Raw genomic sequence first — 18,931 nt, 5'->3', positions numbered from 1 at the left:
TCGCCAGTCAAACCGCTATCGCGAGCAGGCTCGCTCCCACATTATTGATCCGCTGTCTGCATGCCGGCGCGGGTGGGTTTGCCCAAGGCATGGGCGAAGAACCGTCCTGCTTCGGAAATCATGTTGCGATGAATGTCCTTGCGGTCGACGCCGTCGGCATCGGTGCACAGCGCCGGCATGGCGGCGATCTGTTCTTCGTTGCACGGCGCCAGGAACACGAAGTGCCCAGCCCCGGCCAGCAATTTGAAGTCCGGTGCGGTCGGCAGTTTGCGCGCAAGCGCTGCGGCGTTTTTGTCGAACGCCACCAGCTTGTCGCCATCACCGCTGTACAGCAGCACCGGCACATGCACATCGGCCAGGGTATGGCGGCCGAACTTCAGGCTCAGCGGCGCCATCAGCAGCAAGGCATGCACGCGCGGGTCTGCCACTGGCTGCAAATCATCACGATCGACGATCAGTTCGCCTTGCGTGTTGCAGGCATCGTGATCATCCGGGCGCTCCTGGCAATAACGGCGCAGGCGATCCAGATCCGGGGTGGCACCGGACAGGATCAACGCGGTCTCACCGCCCGCCGAATAGCCAATCACCCCGACCTGCTCGGCATTGACGAAGGGCGCGAGCATCCGGTCGCTGAGTGTCGCGGTAATGGCTTCGGAAATCTGGATCGGCCGACCATAAAGGTTGCTCAAGGTGCCGAGGCGGCTGTGGTCCTTGGAGTTGTCGCCGGGATGGATCACCGCCACCACCACAAAGCCCTTGCGTGCCAATGAGGTGGCGAGGTCGTGCAGGGCCAGCGGAGTTCCGGTGTTGCCGTGGGACAGCATCAGCATCGGGAAACGCCCGATGGCGACTTTGGTGTCTTCACCGGCTTCGACCGAGTAGCCCTCGAGCGTACTGGAATGTTCCTTTTCACTGGACGGGTAAAAGGCGATGGCACGCATCGGCTGCAAGTCCAGCGGATCAAGGAAGGTCATCTCATGGAAACCGACGCTCCAGTGAGGATGCGGCGCAGAAGCGGCGTGCACCAAACTCAGACTGCCTAGCAGACAAATCAGTAGCGTTGCACAAAGACGCACCATGGGATGCCCCACCTTATTACCTGACCGCAGATGTTAACCCTCGACTGCATAACCTGGGCCAGAAACTGATAACCGCCAGAAACAAAAAACTCCGTACCTGGCCATCACGATGACCAGAATACAGAGTTTCAGGGGTATTGCCCGAGCTGTTTACGACTTTACGCAAGCCTTACGCGGCAGCGAACAATTGCTCGCTGATGTGCGCCTGAGCGTCGCTCATGGCTTTGGTGCGCACTTCATCACCGTAGGACAGGCCATGGGCGCGGACGAACTCGATGTCGGTGATGCCGAGGAAGCCGAACAGCACTTTCAAATAATCTTCGTGCGCAACACCGGTTGCTTGACCGGCATGCAGACCACCGGCAGTCGAGACGATCACGACTTTCTTGCCGCCGCACAGGCCTTCAGGGCCGGCTTCGGTGTAGCGGAAAGTCTGACCGGCCACGGCGATGCGGTCGATCCAGGCCTTGAGTTGGGTCGGGATGGTGAAGTTGTACATCGGCGCGGCAATCACGACGGCATCGGCGGCGATGAATTCGGCCAACGCCTGCGCGCTCAGATCGGCTTCGTGCTGTTGTGCGGCGTTGCGCAGCTCAGCGGCGGTGCCGGCAGCGACCAGGGTGGTGGCGGAGAAATGGCTGATGGCATCGGCAGCCAGGTCGCGGTAAGTCACCACAACGCCAGGCTCGGCGGCTTGCCAGGTTTTGACGACTTCGCCGCTCAGCTGACGGGAAGCCGAGTTGTCACCCAGAATGCTCGAATCGATATGCAGTAATTTCATGTGGGATCTCCAAGGTGAGGATCGCCACCGGGCGATCTGATGGAGACAATCCTACCGACGAAACCAATAGATGATTAGTCGGCAACAATGCGATAGTTTGTCCCACTGATAGAACAGTCGAGCTTAAACCATGCAAGATCTCAACGACCTCTACTACTTCGCCAAGGTGGTCGAAGCCGGTGGTTTCGCGGCGGCCGGGCGTTTGATGGGGATTCCCAAATCGCGGTTGTCGCGACGCATCGCCGAGCTGGAAGAACGCCTGGGCGCACGCCTGCTGCAACGCACCACCCGCCAACTCAACCTGACCGCCGTGGGCGAGCGTTACTTGCGCCATTGTCAGGCGATGCTGCTGGAGGCCGAGATGGCCGACGAAGCGGTGGCCAGCATGTCCAGCGAGCCCCGGGGGCGCTTGCGAGTGTCGTGCCCCGTCGGATTGGCCCACGAAATCCTGCCCGGGGTGATCAGTAACTTCCTGGAGAAATTCCCTCAGGTTCAGCTGGAGATGATGTTGCTCAACCGACGGGTTGACCTGATCAACGAGGGCGTCGACGTCGCCTTGAGAGTGCGGGATCTGGGTGATGAAGATCCATTGCTGGTCACCCGCCGCCTGCGTCAGGCTCAGATGCTGATGGTTGCCAGCCCCGCTTTTTTGCTCGGCCGTGAAATAAATCATCCTGAAGACCTGAAAAACCTGCCCGTGCTCGGCGCTCTGGAAGCCGACCGCATGGTGCACATCCGCATGCTTGATCAACAGGGCAAAAGCTATGATCTGAGCCTGGAAGCGCGATTGGGGATCGACGATTTCATTGTGCGCAAAGCGTGCACCCTCAGTGGCCAGGGTTTTACCATGCTGCCCATGATGCATTGCGAGCAAGAGCTAAAAAACGGCGAGCTGGTGCAACTGCTACCCGACTGGTCATTGCCGGGCGGCTGGCTGCAAGCGGTCTACCCCCATCGACGCGGGGTGATGCCGGCAGTACGCGCCTGGATCGACCATTTGATCGAATCATTCAATGCTTGTGGGGACAGACTGTTATGAAAGCGGGACTAATGAGCGAAGAGGACGTCGCGCAATTCTGCCTGGCACTGCCCGGTGCGCGGGAGGATTACAAGTGGGGTGGCGTGCGGGTGTTTTCGATTGCCGGGAACAAGATGTTCGCTTTGCAGAACCTGCGGGGACAGTCCCTGGCTTTCAAGGTCGACAAGGACCTGTTCCTGGGCCATTGCGACCGGCCGGGCATTCACCCGGCGCCGTATCTGGCCCGGGCCCAGTGGGTCATCATGGAAACGCCCTACCCGCTGGGCACCGAAGAGCTTCAAGGCTTGCTGCAACGTTCCCACCAATTGGTGGTGAGCAAATTGCCCAAGCGCACGCAGGTCGGCTTGCTGCTTTAAAGTGAGTTAAAACAACGCAAACAGGTTAGCGCCAAGAAACAGCTGATCGATCCAGAACACCTGATGCATCAGCACGATGAGCCAGAACACCAACTGAAACGAGACTTTGCGGGTCTTGTGCCGAAACGCTTGCTGGGCCAGCAAAGCGCCCGGCCAACCGCCCGCCAGCTCCACCGCATGCAAGACGTTCTCCGGAGTGCGCCAACTGTCGGCGCGGGCCTTGTGCTTGTCGCTCCAGTACAGGAAAAACGCCAGCACGCTGACGATGCCGTAGGCCGCCAGGGGAATCACCGACACCCCGCGCAGCCACAGCGACATCGAGCCAAACAATGGCACTGCGCACAGCACAGCGAACGCCAGCAGTTTCAGCCGCAGGTTTTGAATGGCTCCCCCGGACTTGCGCCCGGGGTTGTTGCGTGCGGCGGAGTCACTCATGGTTTGACCGCTGTCCAGTCGACCCAGCCGAATTGCCAAGTGGCCAGGATCACCAGACCGAACGCAATGCGATACCAGGCGAATGTCGCGTAGCTGTGGCTGGCAATGAATATCAGCAGAGCCCGAACGGCAATCATCGCAAAGATAAACGCAGTAACGAAGCCAATGGCGAATACCGGAAAATCAGCCGGCACAAACAGATTGCGGTATTTGTAGCCCGAGTACACCGCCGCGCCGACCATGGTTGGCATGGCGAGGAAGAACGAGAACTCGGTGGCCGTCTTGCGCGACAACCCGAACAGCAAACCGCCAATGATCGTCGAGCCGGAACGCGAGGTCCCCGGAATCATCGCCAGGCACTGGGCAAAGCCGACTTTCAAGGCGTCTTTCCAGGTGATGTCATCGACGCTTTCAGCATGCACTTCATGCTGACGGCGTTCGGCCCACAACATGACGATACCGCCCACGACCAATGCGGTGGCCACGGTAATCGGGTTGAACAGGTACTCGTGAATCAAGTCGGCGAAAATCACCCCCAATACCACGGCCGGCAAGAAGGCAATCAACAGGTTCGCGGTAAAGCGTCGAGCGCTGGGTTGTGTCGGCAAACCGATGACCACGTCGAAGATCTTGCGGCGAAACTCCCAGACCACCGCCAGGATCGCGCCGAGCTGAATGATGATATTGAAGGCCATGGCCCGCTCGCCCCCAAAGTTGAGCAAGTCCGCCACAATAATCTGGTGCCCGGTACTGGAAATGGGCAAGAACTCCGTCAGCCCTTCTACAACGCCTAAAATCAATGCCTGAAAGGCCGTCCAAAGATCCATCAATCCCCCAAGAAGCAATGCCCCCAGGCATGCTCCGTTAATAATTTATAAGCGTTAACTGCGATCAACCTTAGCTGAATCCCCGCGCGCACAAGATCCACGCAAAACCGTAAAAATTGCGTGAAAAAAGACTTGGGCTCAGGTTTTTCCTTGCGGGGCCGAAATCCTATCAGACACGCCTCATTTATGCTGCCGCGTAATAGGACCTGAGTCGCATAGGCCCGATCGGCAAAGTGTGGTTGGATGCTGGCGATCGTTTATTACAAGAACAAGAAACCGGAGTAACAGCGTTATGAACAGCTTGCGCAGTGTGTCGATCAGCCGACGCTTGTGGCTCATCTTGATCGTGGCCGTGGTGATGCTATTGACGTTGGGCGTGTTGATGCTCAAGCAGATTCACGACGACCTCTATCAGGCCAAGGCCCAAAAGACCCAGCACGTGGTGCAGACTGCCAGTGGCATCCTCACCTACTATCACGGCCTGGAAACTGCCGGCACCCTCACCCGCGACGCCGCGCAAAAGCAGGCACTGACCGCCGTGCGCGGTTTGCGCTACGATCAGAACGATTATTTCTGGATCAACGATCTGACGCCCATCATGGTCATGCACCCGACCAATCCGAAACTTGAAGGCCAGAATCTCTCGACGATCCGCGACCCGGACGGTTTTGCGCTGTTCAACGAGATGGTCGCCATCGCCAAGGCCAAGGGTGCCGGCATGGTCGACTATCGCTGGCCAAAACCGGGCGCCAGTGCGCCGGTGGAAAAAACCTCCTACGTGAAACTGTTCGAGCCTTGGGGTTGGGTGATCGGTTCGGGCGTATACATCGATGACATGCAGGCCGAGTTTTATACTCAAGTCTGGAAGGCCTCTTTCGTGGGCCTGGTGATTGCCCTGATCATGGCGCTGCTGGTGATCATGATTGCCCGCAGTATCGTGCGCCCGCTCCAGGAAACCGTGAACGCCATGGCCAACATCGCCAGCGGTGAAAGCGACCTGACCCGCAGCCTCGATACCCACGGCCAGGACGAAGTCACGCAACTCGCCCGGCACTTCAACGCCTTTACCGCCAAACTGCGCCTGGTGATCAGTCAGCTGCAGGTGTCCGCCGGCGCGCTGGGCCAGTCTTCCAGCGAACTGGGCAACGATGCGGCGCAAGCCCAGCAACGCAGCCAGCAGCAGTCGCAGCAGATGGAACTGGTGGCGACCGCGATCAACGAAGTGACCTACGGCGTGCAGGATGTGGCCAAAAACGCCGAGCACGCGGCCAGCGAAATGCGCAATGCCGAGTCTCAGGCGCAACAGGGCCAGGTCAATATCGACGGCAGCCTGCAGCAGATCGACAAGCTGTCTTCGACCATCGATCAAGCCGTCGAAGTGATTCGTACGCTGGCCGACGAAAGCACGCAAATCGGCAGCGTTCTGGAAGTGATCCGCTCCATCGCCGAGCAAACCAACTTGCTAGCCCTCAACGCCGCCATTGAAGCCGCCCGGGCCGGCGAGCAAGGTCGCGGGTTTGCGGTGGTCGCCGATGAAGTGCGCCTGCTGGCCCAGCGCACCCAGAAGTCCACGGCGGAAATCCAGTCGATGATCGAACGCCTGCAAAGCCATTCCGAAGCGGCGGTCAAGGTGATTGGCGACAGCAGTCGTGCGTCGCAACTGACCATCGAACAGGCCGGCCTTGCCGGTGCCAGCCTGAATGCCATCGGTCAGGCCTTGCGCAACCTCAACGGGTTGAACGCTTCGATTGCCAGTGCGACCCTGCAACAGGCCCACGTGGTGGAAGACATCAATCAGAACGTCACCCAGGCAGCCGGCTTGTCCCACAGCACGGCACTGGCGGCCGAACAGTCGAGCGTGGCCAGCGTTCACCTCAAGGAACTGAGCGAACAGTTGAACGGGTTGCTGAAGCAGTTTCGGGTGTAACTCTTTTCTATACCCAACGCGGTCCCCTGTGGGAGCGGGCTTGCTCGCGAAGGCGGTGTGTCAGGCGACATCAATATTGACTGTGCCGCCGCCTTCGCGGGCAAGCCCGCTCCCACAGGGATTGCGTGTGACCTGACTGGCATTGGTAAGCGCCACTCCCCACTACAAGCCCATTTCCCACAATCCGGGTACAATTCGCCCCCCTCATTTTTACGACACCAAGGAACCTCCATGTCCGGGCTTGAACTGTTTGCCGCCGCCCTCGGCGTGATTGCCGTCTGGTTGACGGTCAGACAGAACCCTTGGTGCTGGCCGATCGGCCTGGTCATGGTGCTGCTGTATAGCTGGATTTTTTTTGAGGTGAAGCTGTATTCGGACATGCTGCTTCAAGTGATCTACGCCGGTTTGCAGATCTACGGCTGGTGGCAGTGGACGCAGGGGAGCGCGACTCATGGCAAGAGGCATGTCAGCTTGCTCGATGGAAAATCCATTGCGCTCGGGCTGGCCGTCGGCGCAGTCGGCAGTTTGCTGCTCGGCGCCGCGATGGCCCACTGGACCGATGCCGCCCAGCCTTGGCTCGATGCGGCGCTGACCGGGTTCAGCCTGGTGGCGCAATTATGGATGGCGCAAAAACGTCTGCAATGCTGGGCGCTGTGGATCGCGCTCGACATCATCTTTGTTGGCCTGTTCATCTACAAAGAGCTGTACCTGACTGCGGGCCTCTATGGGGCGTTCGCCCTGCTGGCGGTGCATGGCTGGCGGACATGGCGCACCGATCCGGCGTTGCGCACATGAAAGTGCTGGTGCTCACAGGACCTGAATCCAGTGGCAAGAGCTGGCTGGCCGCCGAACTGCAACAGCAATTCGGCGGTGCTCTGGTGGGTGAATACGTGCGCTGGTTCATTGAGCGGGAGGCGCGGGATACTTGCCCGGCCGATATTCCCGAAATCGCTCGCGGTCAGCTGCAATGGGAAGATGAAGCCCGCGCCCTTGGGCCGCCATTGCTGATTCTCGACACTCACTTGCTGAGTAACATGCTCTGGAGCCAGACCCTGTTTGGCGATTGCCCGGTCTGGCTCGAGCAAGCGCTACTGGCTCGGCACTATGACTTGCACTTGCTGCTGTCGCCCGAACAGGTCGACTGGACCGAAGACGGTCAGCGTTGTCAGCCCGAACTGGATGAGCGCCGGGCTTTTTTCAACGCGACGCAAGCATGGCTGGAGCAGCATCGACAGCCTGTTCAAGTGCTTCAGGGCGATTGGGCCGAACGCCGGCTTCAGGCATTGCAAGCCGTCGAGTTACTGCTCGGGCGCTGATCTTCCTTATTGCCCCCCAATCCATGTGTGCGGGCTTGCTCGCGAAGACGGCGGCACAGTCAATATTGATGTCGCCTGACACACCGCTTTCGCGAGCAAGCCCGCTCCCACAGTGATTGCGTTGATCTGATGGGCACTGGTCAAATACCCCAGCATTTGTTGCAGAATTTTTGCAAATACGTACGTTTCTGAAACACCCCTCCCCCCTCGGACAGCCCGTTTCAGCGCTGGTCATCGTCTTGTCATGCGATATGTTAAAGCGCTGATACATCTCGGCAAAAAGCTTGGATCCAGAGTGTTTACGATCTCTTATCACTTTGCCGTCCCGGCAGTCGTCTCAGACCTGAAACACCGCACTTCATCGATCCGCTAACCTCGATCGATAACCCTCTGAATCAAAACAATAATCAAAAACCGGCACAGCTTTCGCTCACTCCTTCACAACGCTGATTCAGGACCAGCCCACAACAAAGAAGGAATTGCCGCCGTGGGGACATTTGATAACAGCATCTATAGCCTCCTACTGATCGGATGCGCACTGGGCTCAAGTTTCAGCCTGCCCGTACAGGCTGACAACGGCATCATTATTATCAAACGTGATGTCCAACCGCGCATGGCAACGCGTCCGCCGGTGGCTCCCGACCCTAGTCCCACCACCGCCAATGCCAACCCGTCCAAACAAATCCTCAGGCAAACGAACGAGTTGAGCGACGGCGACTTTGCCAACGTCGCCAGCGGTGCAGGCATCTCCCGCCTGGTCACTCAAAACACCAACAACCTGGGCGGCAACCTCACCAATCAGACCCAGCTTTCCAACCTCCCCGCTGGGCGTTCGGGCAATTCGGGCAACGGTATTGCCAACATGGTCAATTCCAACATCCAGCAAGGCCTGGGTGCTCTGAAAGTCGTAACGGGAGACCGTTAAGATGAATCGTACACTGCTGATGATTGCCATGTTTTGCAGTGCATCGACCTTTGCCCAACCTCCCGTCATTAATAACGCTGAAATCGACGCTTCGGGCATGCAGTACCAGGGCAACCTCACCGTCAACCAGGCTGCCGGCGATTTGCAGCAACAGGCCAACGCCCGAGCCATCGCCGTTGGCCATGGAGCCAGCGCGACCACGCAAATTCGCCAACGGCTGCGTACGCAGGTCGACCCCAGGATCGATGCTCGATCCAGCATTCAAGGCGACTCCTTCAGCAACGGCAGTGGCGCTCTGGGCGTCAACCAGAGCGCGGGCGCCAGCAACCAGCAAGCCAATGCCCTGCGGATAAGCATCAGTACACAGCCGCAAAGTATCGACGACAGCGTCCTCATGCAGCAGAACGTGGCGCTGATCAACAACTCCGATCCAACTGACTCTGCACCAGGCAATCGCCAAGTCGCTACCAGCGATCAGGCCTTCACCGGTAGCCGTGGGGTGATCCAGTTGAATCAGAGCTCCGGGGTGGGAAACCGAACGGCCAACACCCTGAGCGTACGGGTCACGGATTGACCCAAACAGGTAGAAACAACACTTAACCTAAAATAAGTACGGAGAATCACCATGAAACCTTCGATGGCACTCAAGCCTCTGGTTTTCGCAATTGCTGCGGTCATGGCTGTTGCTGTACAAGCTGGGCAAAACGATCGGCGTGACAATGACCACCACCATGGCCACAACAATGGCCATCACACCCCTCCTCCAACAAAGATCCCTGTCTATGCGACGGCCAATGCGTGGGATAACCAGAGCAGTACCGACAACCGCATCCGTAACGAAGGGACGATTAACGAAGCTGAAATGAACAGCTCTGCCACAGGCGCCAGCGGCAACGTCGGCGTCAACGTGGCTGCAGGTAGCGGCAACCAACAAGACAACGCGTCCGCCATCGCCAATGCTGCCTCAAACTCCAGTCAGGACAACAGCTTCGTGTTCGGCACTGCCACAGCCACCGCCGACGTCACGCAATACAGCGACAATAACAGGGTCAACAACTTCGGCAGCACAGCCTCTGCCGTGATGAACGGATCGGGTAATGGCGGCAGCGGTAATATGGGTATCAACATTGCTGGCGGCGACCTTAACCAGCAGAAAAACACCATGGCAATTGCCAACACCAATGCCCCGCTCGGTAACGCAACAGCCACCGCCTCTGCCGATCAACAAGGTCCTGGCCTGGTAGTGAATAACAACGCCGATCGGACGTACCGCCTGGATACGATGACAGTTACCAACTCGGCCAGCGGTAGTTTCTCTCGCGATAAGTCATCCGAGGCTAGCGGCAGTAAAAGCGCTTCTTCAAGCTGGGACGCGAGCGGTTCCAGGAGCTTTGATGCCAGCGGCTCCAAAAGCGTTGATATAAGTGGTTCTCGCAGCAGTAATGCGAGCGGCTCTAACAGCAGTGATGCGAGCGGTTCAAGCAGCAGTAATGCGAGCGGTTCTTCGAGTGCTTCTTTGAGTGCTTCCTTGAGCGCTACTTTGGACGCTACTGCGGCGGCTTCCAGTTCCCGTACCTTCAATAATGGCAATGGCGATCGCACCCGCAGCAGGACTGCCGACGCATCGCTTAACGCATCGATTGACGCAACGCTTGACGCATCGAGAGACAGATCGTACGACAGATCGCGCGACTCTTCGTACGACAGATCGCGCGACTCCTCGTACGACAGATCGCGCGATTCCTCGTACGATAAATCGTACGATAAATCGTATGAGAAATCGTCCGCATCCTCGTACGAAAAATCGGGCAGCAAATCGTCCGAATCTGCGTACGACAAAGCGAAAAGCTACAGTGAAAGCAGCTCATATGATTTGAGCAACACCTATTCCTATCAAGTGCTGACTCCAACTGGCTGGGCCAACCCTGTGACCAACACTGCGACCCTGAACGGTTCGGTGAATGGTGGCAGTGGCAACCTGGGCGTCAACGTGGCTGCTGGCGTGGGTAACCAACAAAGCAACTCGCTGGCCATTTCCAACAACTCGTTCTAATTGCTGTCTCTGGAGGCCCCCTGACGGGGGCCTGTTTCAACACCACCAGAAGGCGTCTTTTCATGCGCATTATCGTCTTGGCATTTTTGCTTTGCGTGGCCAGTGTGATTGAGGCTGCGCAAATGCCGCTTTCCGTCCTGCCCGGTGGCGCGGTGGTGTACAAGCCGATCCAGAGCGTACGCGAGCGTAAATTTGCCGACCTGGTGCAACAGAAAACCGACTTCAGTTGCGGCGCAGCTGCGCTGGCGACCATCTTGCGCCAAGCCTATTGGCTGGACGTGAATGAAGAACAGATCATCGAAGGCATGCTGGCGCACTCTGATCAAGATCTTGTCCGCGTCCAGGGCTTCTCAATGCTCGACATGAAGCGTTACGTGGAAAGTATCGGCATGCGAGCCCGTGGCTATCGGGTAGCCCCGGAAACGTTGAGCGAAATCAGAATTCCGGTTGTGGTACTCCTTGATATCCGTGGCTACAAACATTTTGTGGTCATGCAAAAAGTCCATAAGGGCTGGGTCTATATCGGAGATCCGGTACTCGGTCATAAACGCTACAAAGTCGACGACTTTGTAAAAGGCTGGAACGGCATCATCTTTGCCATCATCGGTCAGGGCTACGACAAAACCAATGCATTGCTCGACCCACCCCAGCCACTGACCGCCAAGAACCGCATCAACACCTTCAGCCCGGTGCGAGACGCAGAGTTGATGGATTTCGGATTCATCCAAAGCGACTTCTTCTAATGACAAGGAGCACGACGCTCCGGGAGCATCCCATGAAGACTCCAATCTGGCTGGTCGTGGCTTGCCTGGCCGCCAGCCTGCCGACCCAGGCACAGACGTTCAAACCCATTGAACTGAAGGATCAGGAATTGGCGACCCTGCGTGGCCGCTATGTCATGCCGGGGCGGATCATCAGTTTCGGCATTGTCATGACCAGCACTTGGCAAAATGCCAACGGTGAAGTGATCGGGGCAACTTCCTCGATGCAAATTCAACAATCGACCATCAAGCCTCAGTTCTATGTGTCGATGATCGACGAAAAAGGTAATGGCTCAGCGCGTTCGCAAGGCACCGGTACCGTCACTGGCGGCAGCGGCCTCAACAGCACCGAAGGCGTCACTCAAGTCGTGCGTGCTGCCGGCGACCATAACTCTGCCTACAACAACGTTTACATCAACGTCACAAAGGCTAGCCAAGCGCCAGCAACGCAACAGCAGGGCCAGGCGTTGGCCGCAGGCTCGACGTTGGTCGGCGCCAATGGCGCAGGCTCGTTGAGCGTTGCCTCGACCGGTACGGGTGTGCAACTCAATATCGTGGCCAACAACAACCAAGGCAGTACCGTACAACGCCTGGCCCAGGGTGGGCTGATGCAGAACACGACTTTGCTCGGCGGTGGTAACCAGGTCAACAACCTCACATCCTTCAATGTCGTGCTGCGTGACAACGTGGCGACAACCGGGTCGCTGAACGGCAACCTGGACCAGCTCAAAGGTCTTCGCACCCAAGGATTCTGATCTACGCTCAGTCTCATCCGATGTAGTCAGAAATGGACGGCTAACCCATGCACCGATCGTTGACGTTCAGAGCTATCGTTTGTTTGACTAGCCTGGCCCCGACAACACTGCTGCACGCAGCAACGGACCCCCAGGTCGAAGCACTAAAACAAGAACTCATGGAGTTGAAACAGCGTTACGAAGTACAACAGAACGCGCTGATGGTACTCGAGCAACGCGTTCGCCAAGTCGAAGAAGCACCTGCGACACCTGCTCCCAAACGCCTGACCAAATCCCCCGCGCAAACGCCCAGGAGTGGCCAGACGGTGGCCGCCGGTGCGCCGGGAACCACGGGCAGTTCATACGGCCAATCGCTCCAAGAGGATTCGGAGCCTGCGCAAAGCGTTTCCAACCTGTATGACGAAGCCAGCGGCTTCTTCGGTGGTGGCAAGTTCAGCGTCGAAACCGGCCTGACCTATACGCACTACGATACCCGTGCATTGGTACTCAATGGCTTCCTGGCACTGGACGCGATTTTCCTCGGTAACATCAACCTCGACCGTATCAAGGCGGATAACTGGACCCTGGACCTGACCGCCCGCTACAACGTGGCACAACGTTGGCAGTTCGACATTAACGTCCCCGTGGTTTATCGCGAATCAACGTATTCCTCCGGTGGCGCCGGTGGTGCAGGCCCGGTGACGTCGGACGCAACCGTAACCCGCGACCCGACCATCGGCGATGTGAACTTTGGCGTTGCCTACAAGTTTCTGGATGAGTCGGCCAATCTTCCCGACGCGGTCTTTACACTGCGCGTCAAGGCGCCGACCGGTAAGGACCCTTACGGCATCAAGCTGGTCAATGACCCGAACAACGATAACCTCTCGGTACCCGAGGACTTGCCTACCGGCAATGGTGTCTGGTCGATCACCCCGGGGCTTTCGCTGGTCAAGAGCTTCGACCCGGCCGTGCTGTTCGGCAGCCTGGCCTACACCTACAACATGGAAGACTCTTTCAGCGACATCAGCCCTCAGGTCAACTCCAAGGTGCCCGGGGACGTGAAACTGGGCGATTCCTGGCAGGTCGGCGCCGGCATTGCATTCGCCTTGAACGAGAAGATGAGTATGTCGTTCTCGTTCACCGATCAATTCGCCCGCAAGAGCAAGATCAAGCCGGACGGTGGCGATTGGCAATCGATTTCCAACAGCGATTACAACTCGGCCAACTTCAACATCGGCATGACCTTGGCAGCAACCGATAACCTGACGATCGTTCCCAACCTGGCCATCGGGCTGACCGACGACTCGCCAGACTTTTCCTTCAGCCTGAAATTCCCGTACTACTTCTAAGAGTTCAGCGCAAATACCTGTGGGAGCGGGCTTGCCCGCGATGACGTCGGCAGATTCGACAATAATGTAACAGACATATCGCTATCGCGGGCAAGCCCGCTCCCACAAGGAGTCTCATGGAAAAGGCCCGCTGCGATGAATGTCGCAGCGGGCCTCTTCGTTTCACCGCGCCCTAGCGGATTTGGTGCTTATGCAGCAATCGGTAAAAAGTCGGCCGCGACACGCCCAGGACTCTGGCGGCGACGCTCAGGTTATCGCTGTGCCGGTTCAACACATCGCACAGCGCCTGACGCTCGGCGCGGGTCTTGTAGTCTTCAAGGGTGCCCATCGGCGTAGCGGTGATGTGTTGACTGATCAACCCCAGGTCTCGCGCCTCGATCTGCCGTCCTTCGGCCAGAACCAGCCCGCGCCGTACCCGGTTGGCTAACTCACGGACATTGCCCGGCCAGTCGTGCTTGCCCATGGCGATCAGCGCGTCCTCGCTGAAGCTGCGGGGACGACGGCCGGTTTCCTGGCTGTAGAAATGGGAAAAGTGGTTGGCCAGCATCGAGAGATCGCCATGGCGTTCGCGCAGCGGCACGGTAATGACTTGCAAGACATTCAAACGGTAATACAGATCTTCGCGAAAGAGTTTCTTCTCAATGGCCGCTTCAAGGTCGACATGCGTCGCCGCCAATACCCGCACATCCACCGGAATAGGCTGGTGCCCCCCTACACGCTCAATGTGTTTTTCCTGCAGGAAGCGCAGCAGATTGGCTTGCAGTTCCAGGGGGAGATCACCGATTTCATCGAGAAACAGCGTTCCGCCGTTGGCCGCCTCGATCCGCCCGACCTTGCGCTGATGAGCGCCGGTGAAGGCCCCCTTCTCATGGCCAAACAGTTCGGACTGGATCAGGTGTTCGGGAATCGCGCCGCAGTTGATCGCCACGAACGGTTTGCTGTGACGCTGGGATTGTCGATGCAGGGTGCGAGCGACCAATTCCTTGCCGGTCCCGCTTTCGCCGCGGATCAGCACCGGGGATTCGGTGGGTGCCAGTTTGCTCAGCAGTTTGCGCAGTTCGCGAATCGGTTTACTGTCGCCGAGCAGTTCGTGTTCAGGCTGATCGATATGAACGGTGCCCTGGCCGCGCAGGCGCGCCATGCCGAACGCGCGGCCCAGGGTGACCTGAACCCGTGAGACATCGAACGGCAGGGTATGGAAGTCAAAAAACCATTCGCAGACGAAGTCCCCGACATTTTGCAATCGCAGGACTTCTTGATTCAGCACCGCAATCCACTCGGTACCGCTACGGCTGATCAATTCCTTGACGGCTTCCGGGCGCTCCAGATGAAAGGGCTGCAATCGGAACAGGCCGACATCGCAGGTTCGTTCGGTGGCGTTTTCCAGGGTACAGCTGTCAACATCCCAACCCACGGCGCGTAAACCCGGCAACAAACGGTGACAGTCGTCGCAAGGATCCACTACTAAAAGACGTCGTAAGGCAGGCGCTTCGATCATGACTGTTCCTTGACGCCAAATTTTAGGAAATATTATTAAAAACAGTCATTTGGCGGGCTTCGTTGTAACACTAGCAAGATTTTGACGCAGGCTTGTATCGATTGCTTATAGGGCTGTTTGCTTATTAGTTATAAGAAATCACTTGGTTAGTTGCCTAACGAGTTGAACCTTTCATTCAGCTTTCAGAAACGGCCTGAATGTCGAATCAATCAAAGAAAGTTGAAATTTCTTTTGATTGTGTGTGACCCAACCCCCACTTGCGGGCATCAGTACAAGTAACCAGCCGAACGGTAAGCCCAACCGACGGCAGATCACTTGATTGGGCATACAGAGAGAAGATCCCATGAACGCCCCGCTCCGTATCAACGAAGCACTTTTGATTGCCGACCGCGCATTCCAACCCTTTCAATGCGTGGCCTGGGCACCACAAGACGGTAATGGCGAGCTCAGCCTGACCGTCATCGATCGCACTAACACCCGCATCAGCCGCAAACAAATTCCAAGCAGCGCCTATTCCGATCCAGAGCAACTCGAACACTTGCTGGAAGAAGCCCGTGCCGAGTTGAGCCAGGAAGGTTACACGCTGCAATCGTGGACCATGCCGCACTAAGCGTTTTCGCGGATTGCCGCCCGGCAATCCGCGCCCCCACTTCCTCTTAGTTGACGTTTTTTACTGTCAGCTGCGCGACACCACTCACCTTTTTCAACTTCTAATCTGCCATATTACTTGGCAGGCTTGGCAATGGTTCGAAAAGACATTGTTCTGGCACAAAACGCTCCTCCTCCGGCTCATGAAAACAGTTGTGCGCCGAGTCATTCAGGGATTGAATGTTTTGCTCAGGCAGTCGCCATCCGGGAACCGGGATTAAGGACGACTGGCAAGGAGATGCATGCATGTCACCCCAGACTGCTTTTGCCTTACCTGCAACCGTGAACGGCGCCGAACGGCTCGATTCGAATTTCGCTGGCACCGGCAAGACTCAAGTGTATTTCGCCGGCAGTCTCTCCAGCATGACCAATGGGGTTGCGATTGACCACGTTGGCCGGTTGTTGGTGGCGGCAAAGGTCGGTACTCCGGGCGGCCAACGCTTTGGCCTGGCCCGCCTGCTTGCAGATGGTTCGGCGGATCTGGCATTCGGCAAAAAAGGCAGCATCAGCGGCCAGTTCGCACTCGGCTTCGAGGCTATGGCTGGCAAGGTACGGGCATTGCCCAACGGGCACATTCTGGTGGCCGGCCTGCACTACGAGAATGCACACCGTACGTTGCCCGCCCTGGCGATGTTTGATCAGCAAGGCTGCCCGGTCCAGGGCTTTGGCGACAATGGACGTTGCGTGGTGCACCTTCCGGGTAATCTTTCCCTGGGTGCTCGCGACGCCTGGTTACCGCCCGGCGTGCCGAGCGCCGAAGCCTGTGATGTCTGTGTGCAGGACGACGGTCGAATCCTGCTGCTGACCAATCATTACTTCGAACCCACCGATCACGTCGGCATGCTGATACGACTCAACGCCGACGGCTCGCTGGACGACAGCTTCAACGGTCGCGGTTTCGTCATGGTTCGGCACTTGTTGATGAACACCTGGCTCAGCAGTCTGATGGTGCAACGCGATGGTCGGATCCTGGTGAGTGGATCAATCAATTTTCCCGAGGAAGGTCTGCTGGCGCGCTATCACCCGGACGGCCGACTGGATGACAGCTTCGCCGTGGATGGTTTCATGACCTTCAAGGCACGGGAGCACAGCGCTCAGATCAACCAGATCGTCCAGCATGAAAATGGCGACTTGCATTGTTTTGGCAACAGTCGCGAGCCGATGCTCTGCCTGTCTCTGAAAGTTCACAGTAATGGTCGACCCGATATTCATTGCAACGGTGGCAAGCCAAAGCTTTTAGGCGTCGGCCGCAGCAGTTGCCGCTGGACCGCCGCCGAGACTCAACCGGATGGACGCGTACTGACAGTTGGATCGATGGTCGGCGGGATTGAAGCCGATTTCATTTTTGCCCGATATTTACCCAGTGGGCAACTGGATCGCAGTTTTGCCAAGGGCATTGGCTGGTGTCGCACACGCCTGGGTCGCGGCTCGCATACCGCTACTTCATTGGCCATTCAGGCCGACAGCTGCATTGTCATAGGCGGCTATTCACTGGACGGAAACTGCCGCGCGATCGTCGCGCGTTATCAGTGTTAGGCCGATATCATTTGCCTGCACTTGATCTTCTGTTGCTCTTACGGCAAGTTGCGCGCTTCTTAATACAAGGAGTAGCCGATGTCCGGTTCAATGGCCCAGGCCTTCGCGCACAACTTTCTCGGGCACTCACCTCGTTGGTACAAGGCGTGTATTGTCGGCTTCCTGATTCTCAACGCCCTGGTGTTGTGGACGGTCGGTCCGGTGGCGGCCGGCTGGCTATTGGTGCTTGAGTTCATCTTCACCCTGGCCATGGCGCTCAAGTGTTATCCGTTGATGCCCGGCGGCTTGTTACTGATCGAAGCATTGCTGCTGAAGATGACCACGCCCCAGGCGCTTTATGATGAGCTGGTGCACAATTTCCCGGTGATCCTGCTGCTGATGTTCATGGTGGCGGGCATCTATTTCATGAAAGACCTTTTGCTGTTTCTCTTCTCGCGCCTGCTGTTGGGGGTTCGCTCCAAGGCGCTGCTGGCGTTGATGTTCTGTTTCCTGTCCGCGTTTCTGTCGGCGTTTCTTGATGCATTGACCGTGACGGCAGTAATTATCAGCGCCGCCGTGGGGTTTTATTCGGTGTATCACCGCGTCGCCTCAGGCCACGATCCACGCCAGGACGCCGAGTTCAGCGACGACCGGCATTTACCCAGCCTTCATCATGCCGACCTCGAACAATTCCGCGCCTTCCTGCGCAGCTTGCTGATGCACGGCGCCGTCGGTACCGCGTTGGGCGGTGTGTGCACGCTGGTTGGCGAGCCGCAGAACCTGCTGATCGGCCATGAAATGGGTTGGCACTTCGCCGAATTCTTTCTGAAAGTCGCACCGGTGTCGTTGCCGGTACTGGCAGCCGGTCTGGTGACCTGCGTGCTGCTGGAGAAACTGCGCTGGTTCGGCTATGGCACGCTGCTGCCGGACAACGTGCGTACGGTGCTGGCCAACTACGCCGCCGAAGACAACGCCGAACGCACTGCACGTCAGCGCGCGGCGTTGCTGGTGCAAGGGGCGGCTGCGCTGATTCTGATTGCCGGGCTGGCGTTTCACGTCGCTGAAGTCGGCCTGATCGGTTTGATGGTGATCGTGCTGATCACTGCGTTCACCGGCATTACCGATGAGCACCGTATTGGCAACGCGTTCAGGGATGCGATGCCGTTCACGGCGCTGCTGGTGGTGTTTTTCGCGGTGGTGGCGGTGATTCATGACCAGCAACTGTTCACGCCGCTGATCCAGTGGGTGCTGGCGCTGCCGGCAGATCAACAACCGGGCATGTTGTTTATTGCCAATGGCTTGTTGTCGGCCATTAGCGACAACGTATTCGTTGCGACCATCTACATCACCGAAGTGAAGCAGGCGTTCCTCGCCGGCGACATGAGCCGCGAACACTTTGAAACCCTGGCGATTGCGATCAATACCGGCACCAACCTGCCGAGCGTGGCAACGCCCAATGGTCAGGCGGCGTTCCTGTTCCTGCTGACCTCGGCGATTGCACCGCTGATTCGTCTGTCGTACGGGAGGATGGTGTGGATGGCGGTGCCTTACACCGTGGTGATGGGCGTGTTGGGCTGGTATGCGGTGAGCTACTGGTTGTAGCACCGCAATACTCACTGTAGGAGCTGTCGAGTGAAACGAGGCTGCGATCTTTTGATCTTAAAAAATCAAAATCAAAAGATCGCAGC

General features: G+C 57.7%; 19 protein-coding genes and 1 pseudogene. 15 read left to right on the top strand and 5 right to left on the bottom strand.

The window, feature by feature from the left end; genetic code table 11:
- Positions 1–41: 41 nt before the first annotated feature.
- A complete protein-coding gene (locus KGB18_RS06825) occupies positions 42–1,079 on the bottom strand; it encodes an alpha/beta hydrolase family protein (protein WP_123722871.1) in 1,038 nt (345 codons plus the stop codon).
- A 169-nt stretch (positions 1,080–1,248) separates the two neighbouring features.
- The gene (locus KGB18_RS06820; protein WP_223569576.1) at positions 1,249–1,860 is read right to left on the bottom strand and encodes an FMN-dependent NADH-azoreductase; all 612 of its coding nucleotides are present in this window, start codon (positions 1,858–1,860) and stop codon (positions 1,249–1,251) included.
- 130 nt (positions 1,861–1,990) lie between these two features.
- Between KGB18_RS06820 and KGB18_RS06815 the strand changes: the two genes are divergently transcribed.
- Positions 1,991–2,899 carry a LysR substrate-binding domain-containing protein gene (locus KGB18_RS06815; RefSeq protein WP_123722873.1) on the top strand — a complete coding sequence of 303 codons (909 nt, stop codon included), beginning with the start codon at positions 1,991–1,993 and terminating at the stop codon, positions 2,897–2,899.
- The gene (locus KGB18_RS06810) at positions 2,896–3,255 is read left to right on the top strand and encodes an MmcQ/YjbR family DNA-binding protein (protein WP_095054908.1); all 360 of its coding nucleotides are present in this window, start codon (positions 2,896–2,898) and stop codon (positions 3,253–3,255) included. Before KGB18_RS06815 ends, KGB18_RS06810 begins: the two co-directional genes overlap by 4 nt.
- A 6-nt stretch (positions 3,256–3,261) precedes the next feature.
- Here the strand turns inward: KGB18_RS06810 and KGB18_RS06805 are convergent, their stop codons facing one another.
- Positions 3,262–3,690, bottom strand: a complete 429-nt coding sequence (locus KGB18_RS06805; protein ID WP_123722874.1) for a DUF1294 domain-containing protein — start codon at positions 3,688–3,690, stop codon at positions 3,262–3,264.
- On the bottom strand, positions 3,687–4,517 hold the full coding sequence (locus KGB18_RS06800) for an undecaprenyl-diphosphate phosphatase (RefSeq protein WP_030130296.1): 831 nt from the start codon (positions 4,515–4,517) through the stop codon (positions 3,687–3,689). Before KGB18_RS06800 ends, KGB18_RS06805 begins: the two co-directional genes overlap by 4 nt.
- A gap of 292 nt (positions 4,518–4,809) precedes the next feature.
- Here KGB18_RS06800 and KGB18_RS29975 point away from each other — a divergent pair.
- The 10 genes and pseudogenes from KGB18_RS29975 to KGB18_RS06755 form a co-directional block, all read left to right on the top strand.
- A pseudogene (locus KGB18_RS29975) lies at positions 4,810–5,538 on the top strand (cache domain-containing protein); the annotation flags it as partial.
- Between the two features lie 171 nt (positions 5,539–5,709).
- Positions 5,710–6,444 (top strand): methyl-accepting chemotaxis protein, encoded by a 735-nt coding sequence (locus tag KGB18_RS29970; protein WP_370694699.1) that lies wholly within the window; start codon positions 5,710–5,712, stop codon positions 6,442–6,444.
- Between the two features lie 231 nt (positions 6,445–6,675).
- Positions 6,676–7,239, top strand: coding sequence for a nicotinamide riboside transporter PnuC (pnuC, locus tag KGB18_RS06790; RefSeq protein WP_217854809.1), 564 nt, complete (start codon positions 6,676–6,678; stop codon positions 7,237–7,239).
- On the top strand, positions 7,236–7,760 hold the full coding sequence (locus tag KGB18_RS06785; protein WP_223569647.1) for an AAA family ATPase: 525 nt from the start codon (positions 7,236–7,238) through the stop codon (positions 7,758–7,760). The genes pnuC and KGB18_RS06785 overlap by 4 nt, the downstream gene beginning before the upstream one ends.
- Before the next feature lie 487 nt (positions 7,761–8,247).
- Positions 8,248–8,685: a hypothetical protein gene (locus KGB18_RS06780; protein WP_123722879.1), complete on the top strand. Its 438-nt coding sequence runs from the start codon at positions 8,248–8,250 to the stop codon at positions 8,683–8,685.
- A gap of 1 nt (position 8,686) precedes the next feature.
- A complete protein-coding gene (locus KGB18_RS06775; RefSeq protein ID WP_052963379.1) occupies positions 8,687–9,259 on the top strand; it encodes a hypothetical protein in 573 nt (190 codons plus the stop codon).
- 51 nt (positions 9,260–9,310) lie between these two features.
- A complete protein-coding gene (locus KGB18_RS06770; protein WP_223569574.1) occupies positions 9,311–10,738 on the top strand; it encodes a heme utilization protein in 1,428 nt (475 codons plus the stop codon).
- A gap of 62 nt (positions 10,739–10,800) precedes the next feature.
- Positions 10,801–11,481 carry a C39 family peptidase gene (locus tag KGB18_RS06765; RefSeq protein WP_223569573.1) on the top strand — a complete coding sequence of 227 codons (681 nt, stop codon included), beginning with the start codon at positions 10,801–10,803 and terminating at the stop codon, positions 11,479–11,481.
- Positions 11,482–11,513: 32 nt separating this feature from the next.
- Positions 11,514–12,254 carry a hypothetical protein gene (locus KGB18_RS06760; protein WP_223569572.1) on the top strand — a complete coding sequence of 247 codons (741 nt, stop codon included), beginning with the start codon at positions 11,514–11,516 and terminating at the stop codon, positions 12,252–12,254.
- Between the two features lie 47 nt (positions 12,255–12,301).
- The gene (locus KGB18_RS06755; RefSeq protein WP_223569571.1) at positions 12,302–13,582 is read left to right on the top strand and encodes a hypothetical protein; all 1,281 of its coding nucleotides are present in this window, start codon (positions 12,302–12,304) and stop codon (positions 13,580–13,582) included.
- Between the two features lie 172 nt (positions 13,583–13,754).
- On the opposite strand, the gene KGB18_RS06750 is transcribed toward KGB18_RS06755, so the two are convergent.
- The gene (locus KGB18_RS06750) at positions 13,755–15,080 is read right to left on the bottom strand and encodes a sigma-54 dependent transcriptional regulator (RefSeq protein ID WP_123359592.1); all 1,326 of its coding nucleotides are present in this window, start codon (positions 15,078–15,080) and stop codon (positions 13,755–13,757) included.
- Positions 15,081–15,423: 343 nt separating this feature from the next.
- Here KGB18_RS06750 and KGB18_RS06745 point away from each other — a divergent pair, with 343 nt between their 5' ends.
- The 3 genes from KGB18_RS06745 (at position 15,424) to nhaB (ending at position 18,845) form a co-directional block, all read left to right on the top strand.
- Positions 15,424–15,690: a hypothetical protein gene (locus KGB18_RS06745; RefSeq protein ID WP_123722884.1), complete on the top strand. Its 267-nt coding sequence runs from the start codon at positions 15,424–15,426 to the stop codon at positions 15,688–15,690.
- 284 nt (positions 15,691–15,974) lie between these two features.
- The gene (locus KGB18_RS06740; protein ID WP_223569570.1) at positions 15,975–17,264 is read left to right on the top strand and encodes a hypothetical protein; all 1,290 of its coding nucleotides are present in this window, start codon (positions 15,975–15,977) and stop codon (positions 17,262–17,264) included.
- Between the two features lie 78 nt (positions 17,265–17,342).
- Complete coding sequence (gene nhaB, locus KGB18_RS06735; RefSeq protein ID WP_223569569.1) at positions 17,343–18,845, top strand: sodium/proton antiporter NhaB; 1,503 nt, start codon at positions 17,343–17,345, stop codon at positions 18,843–18,845.
- Positions 18,846–18,931: the final 86 nt, after the last annotated feature.

Source organism: Pseudomonas sp. BF-R-26 (assembly GCF_019947395.1).
GTDB lineage: Bacteria > Pseudomonadota > Gammaproteobacteria > Pseudomonadales > Pseudomonadaceae > Aquipseudomonas > Aquipseudomonas farris.
Note: the sequence above shows the minus strand (reverse complement) of the source record. Positions and strands in the feature narration are given on the sequence as shown.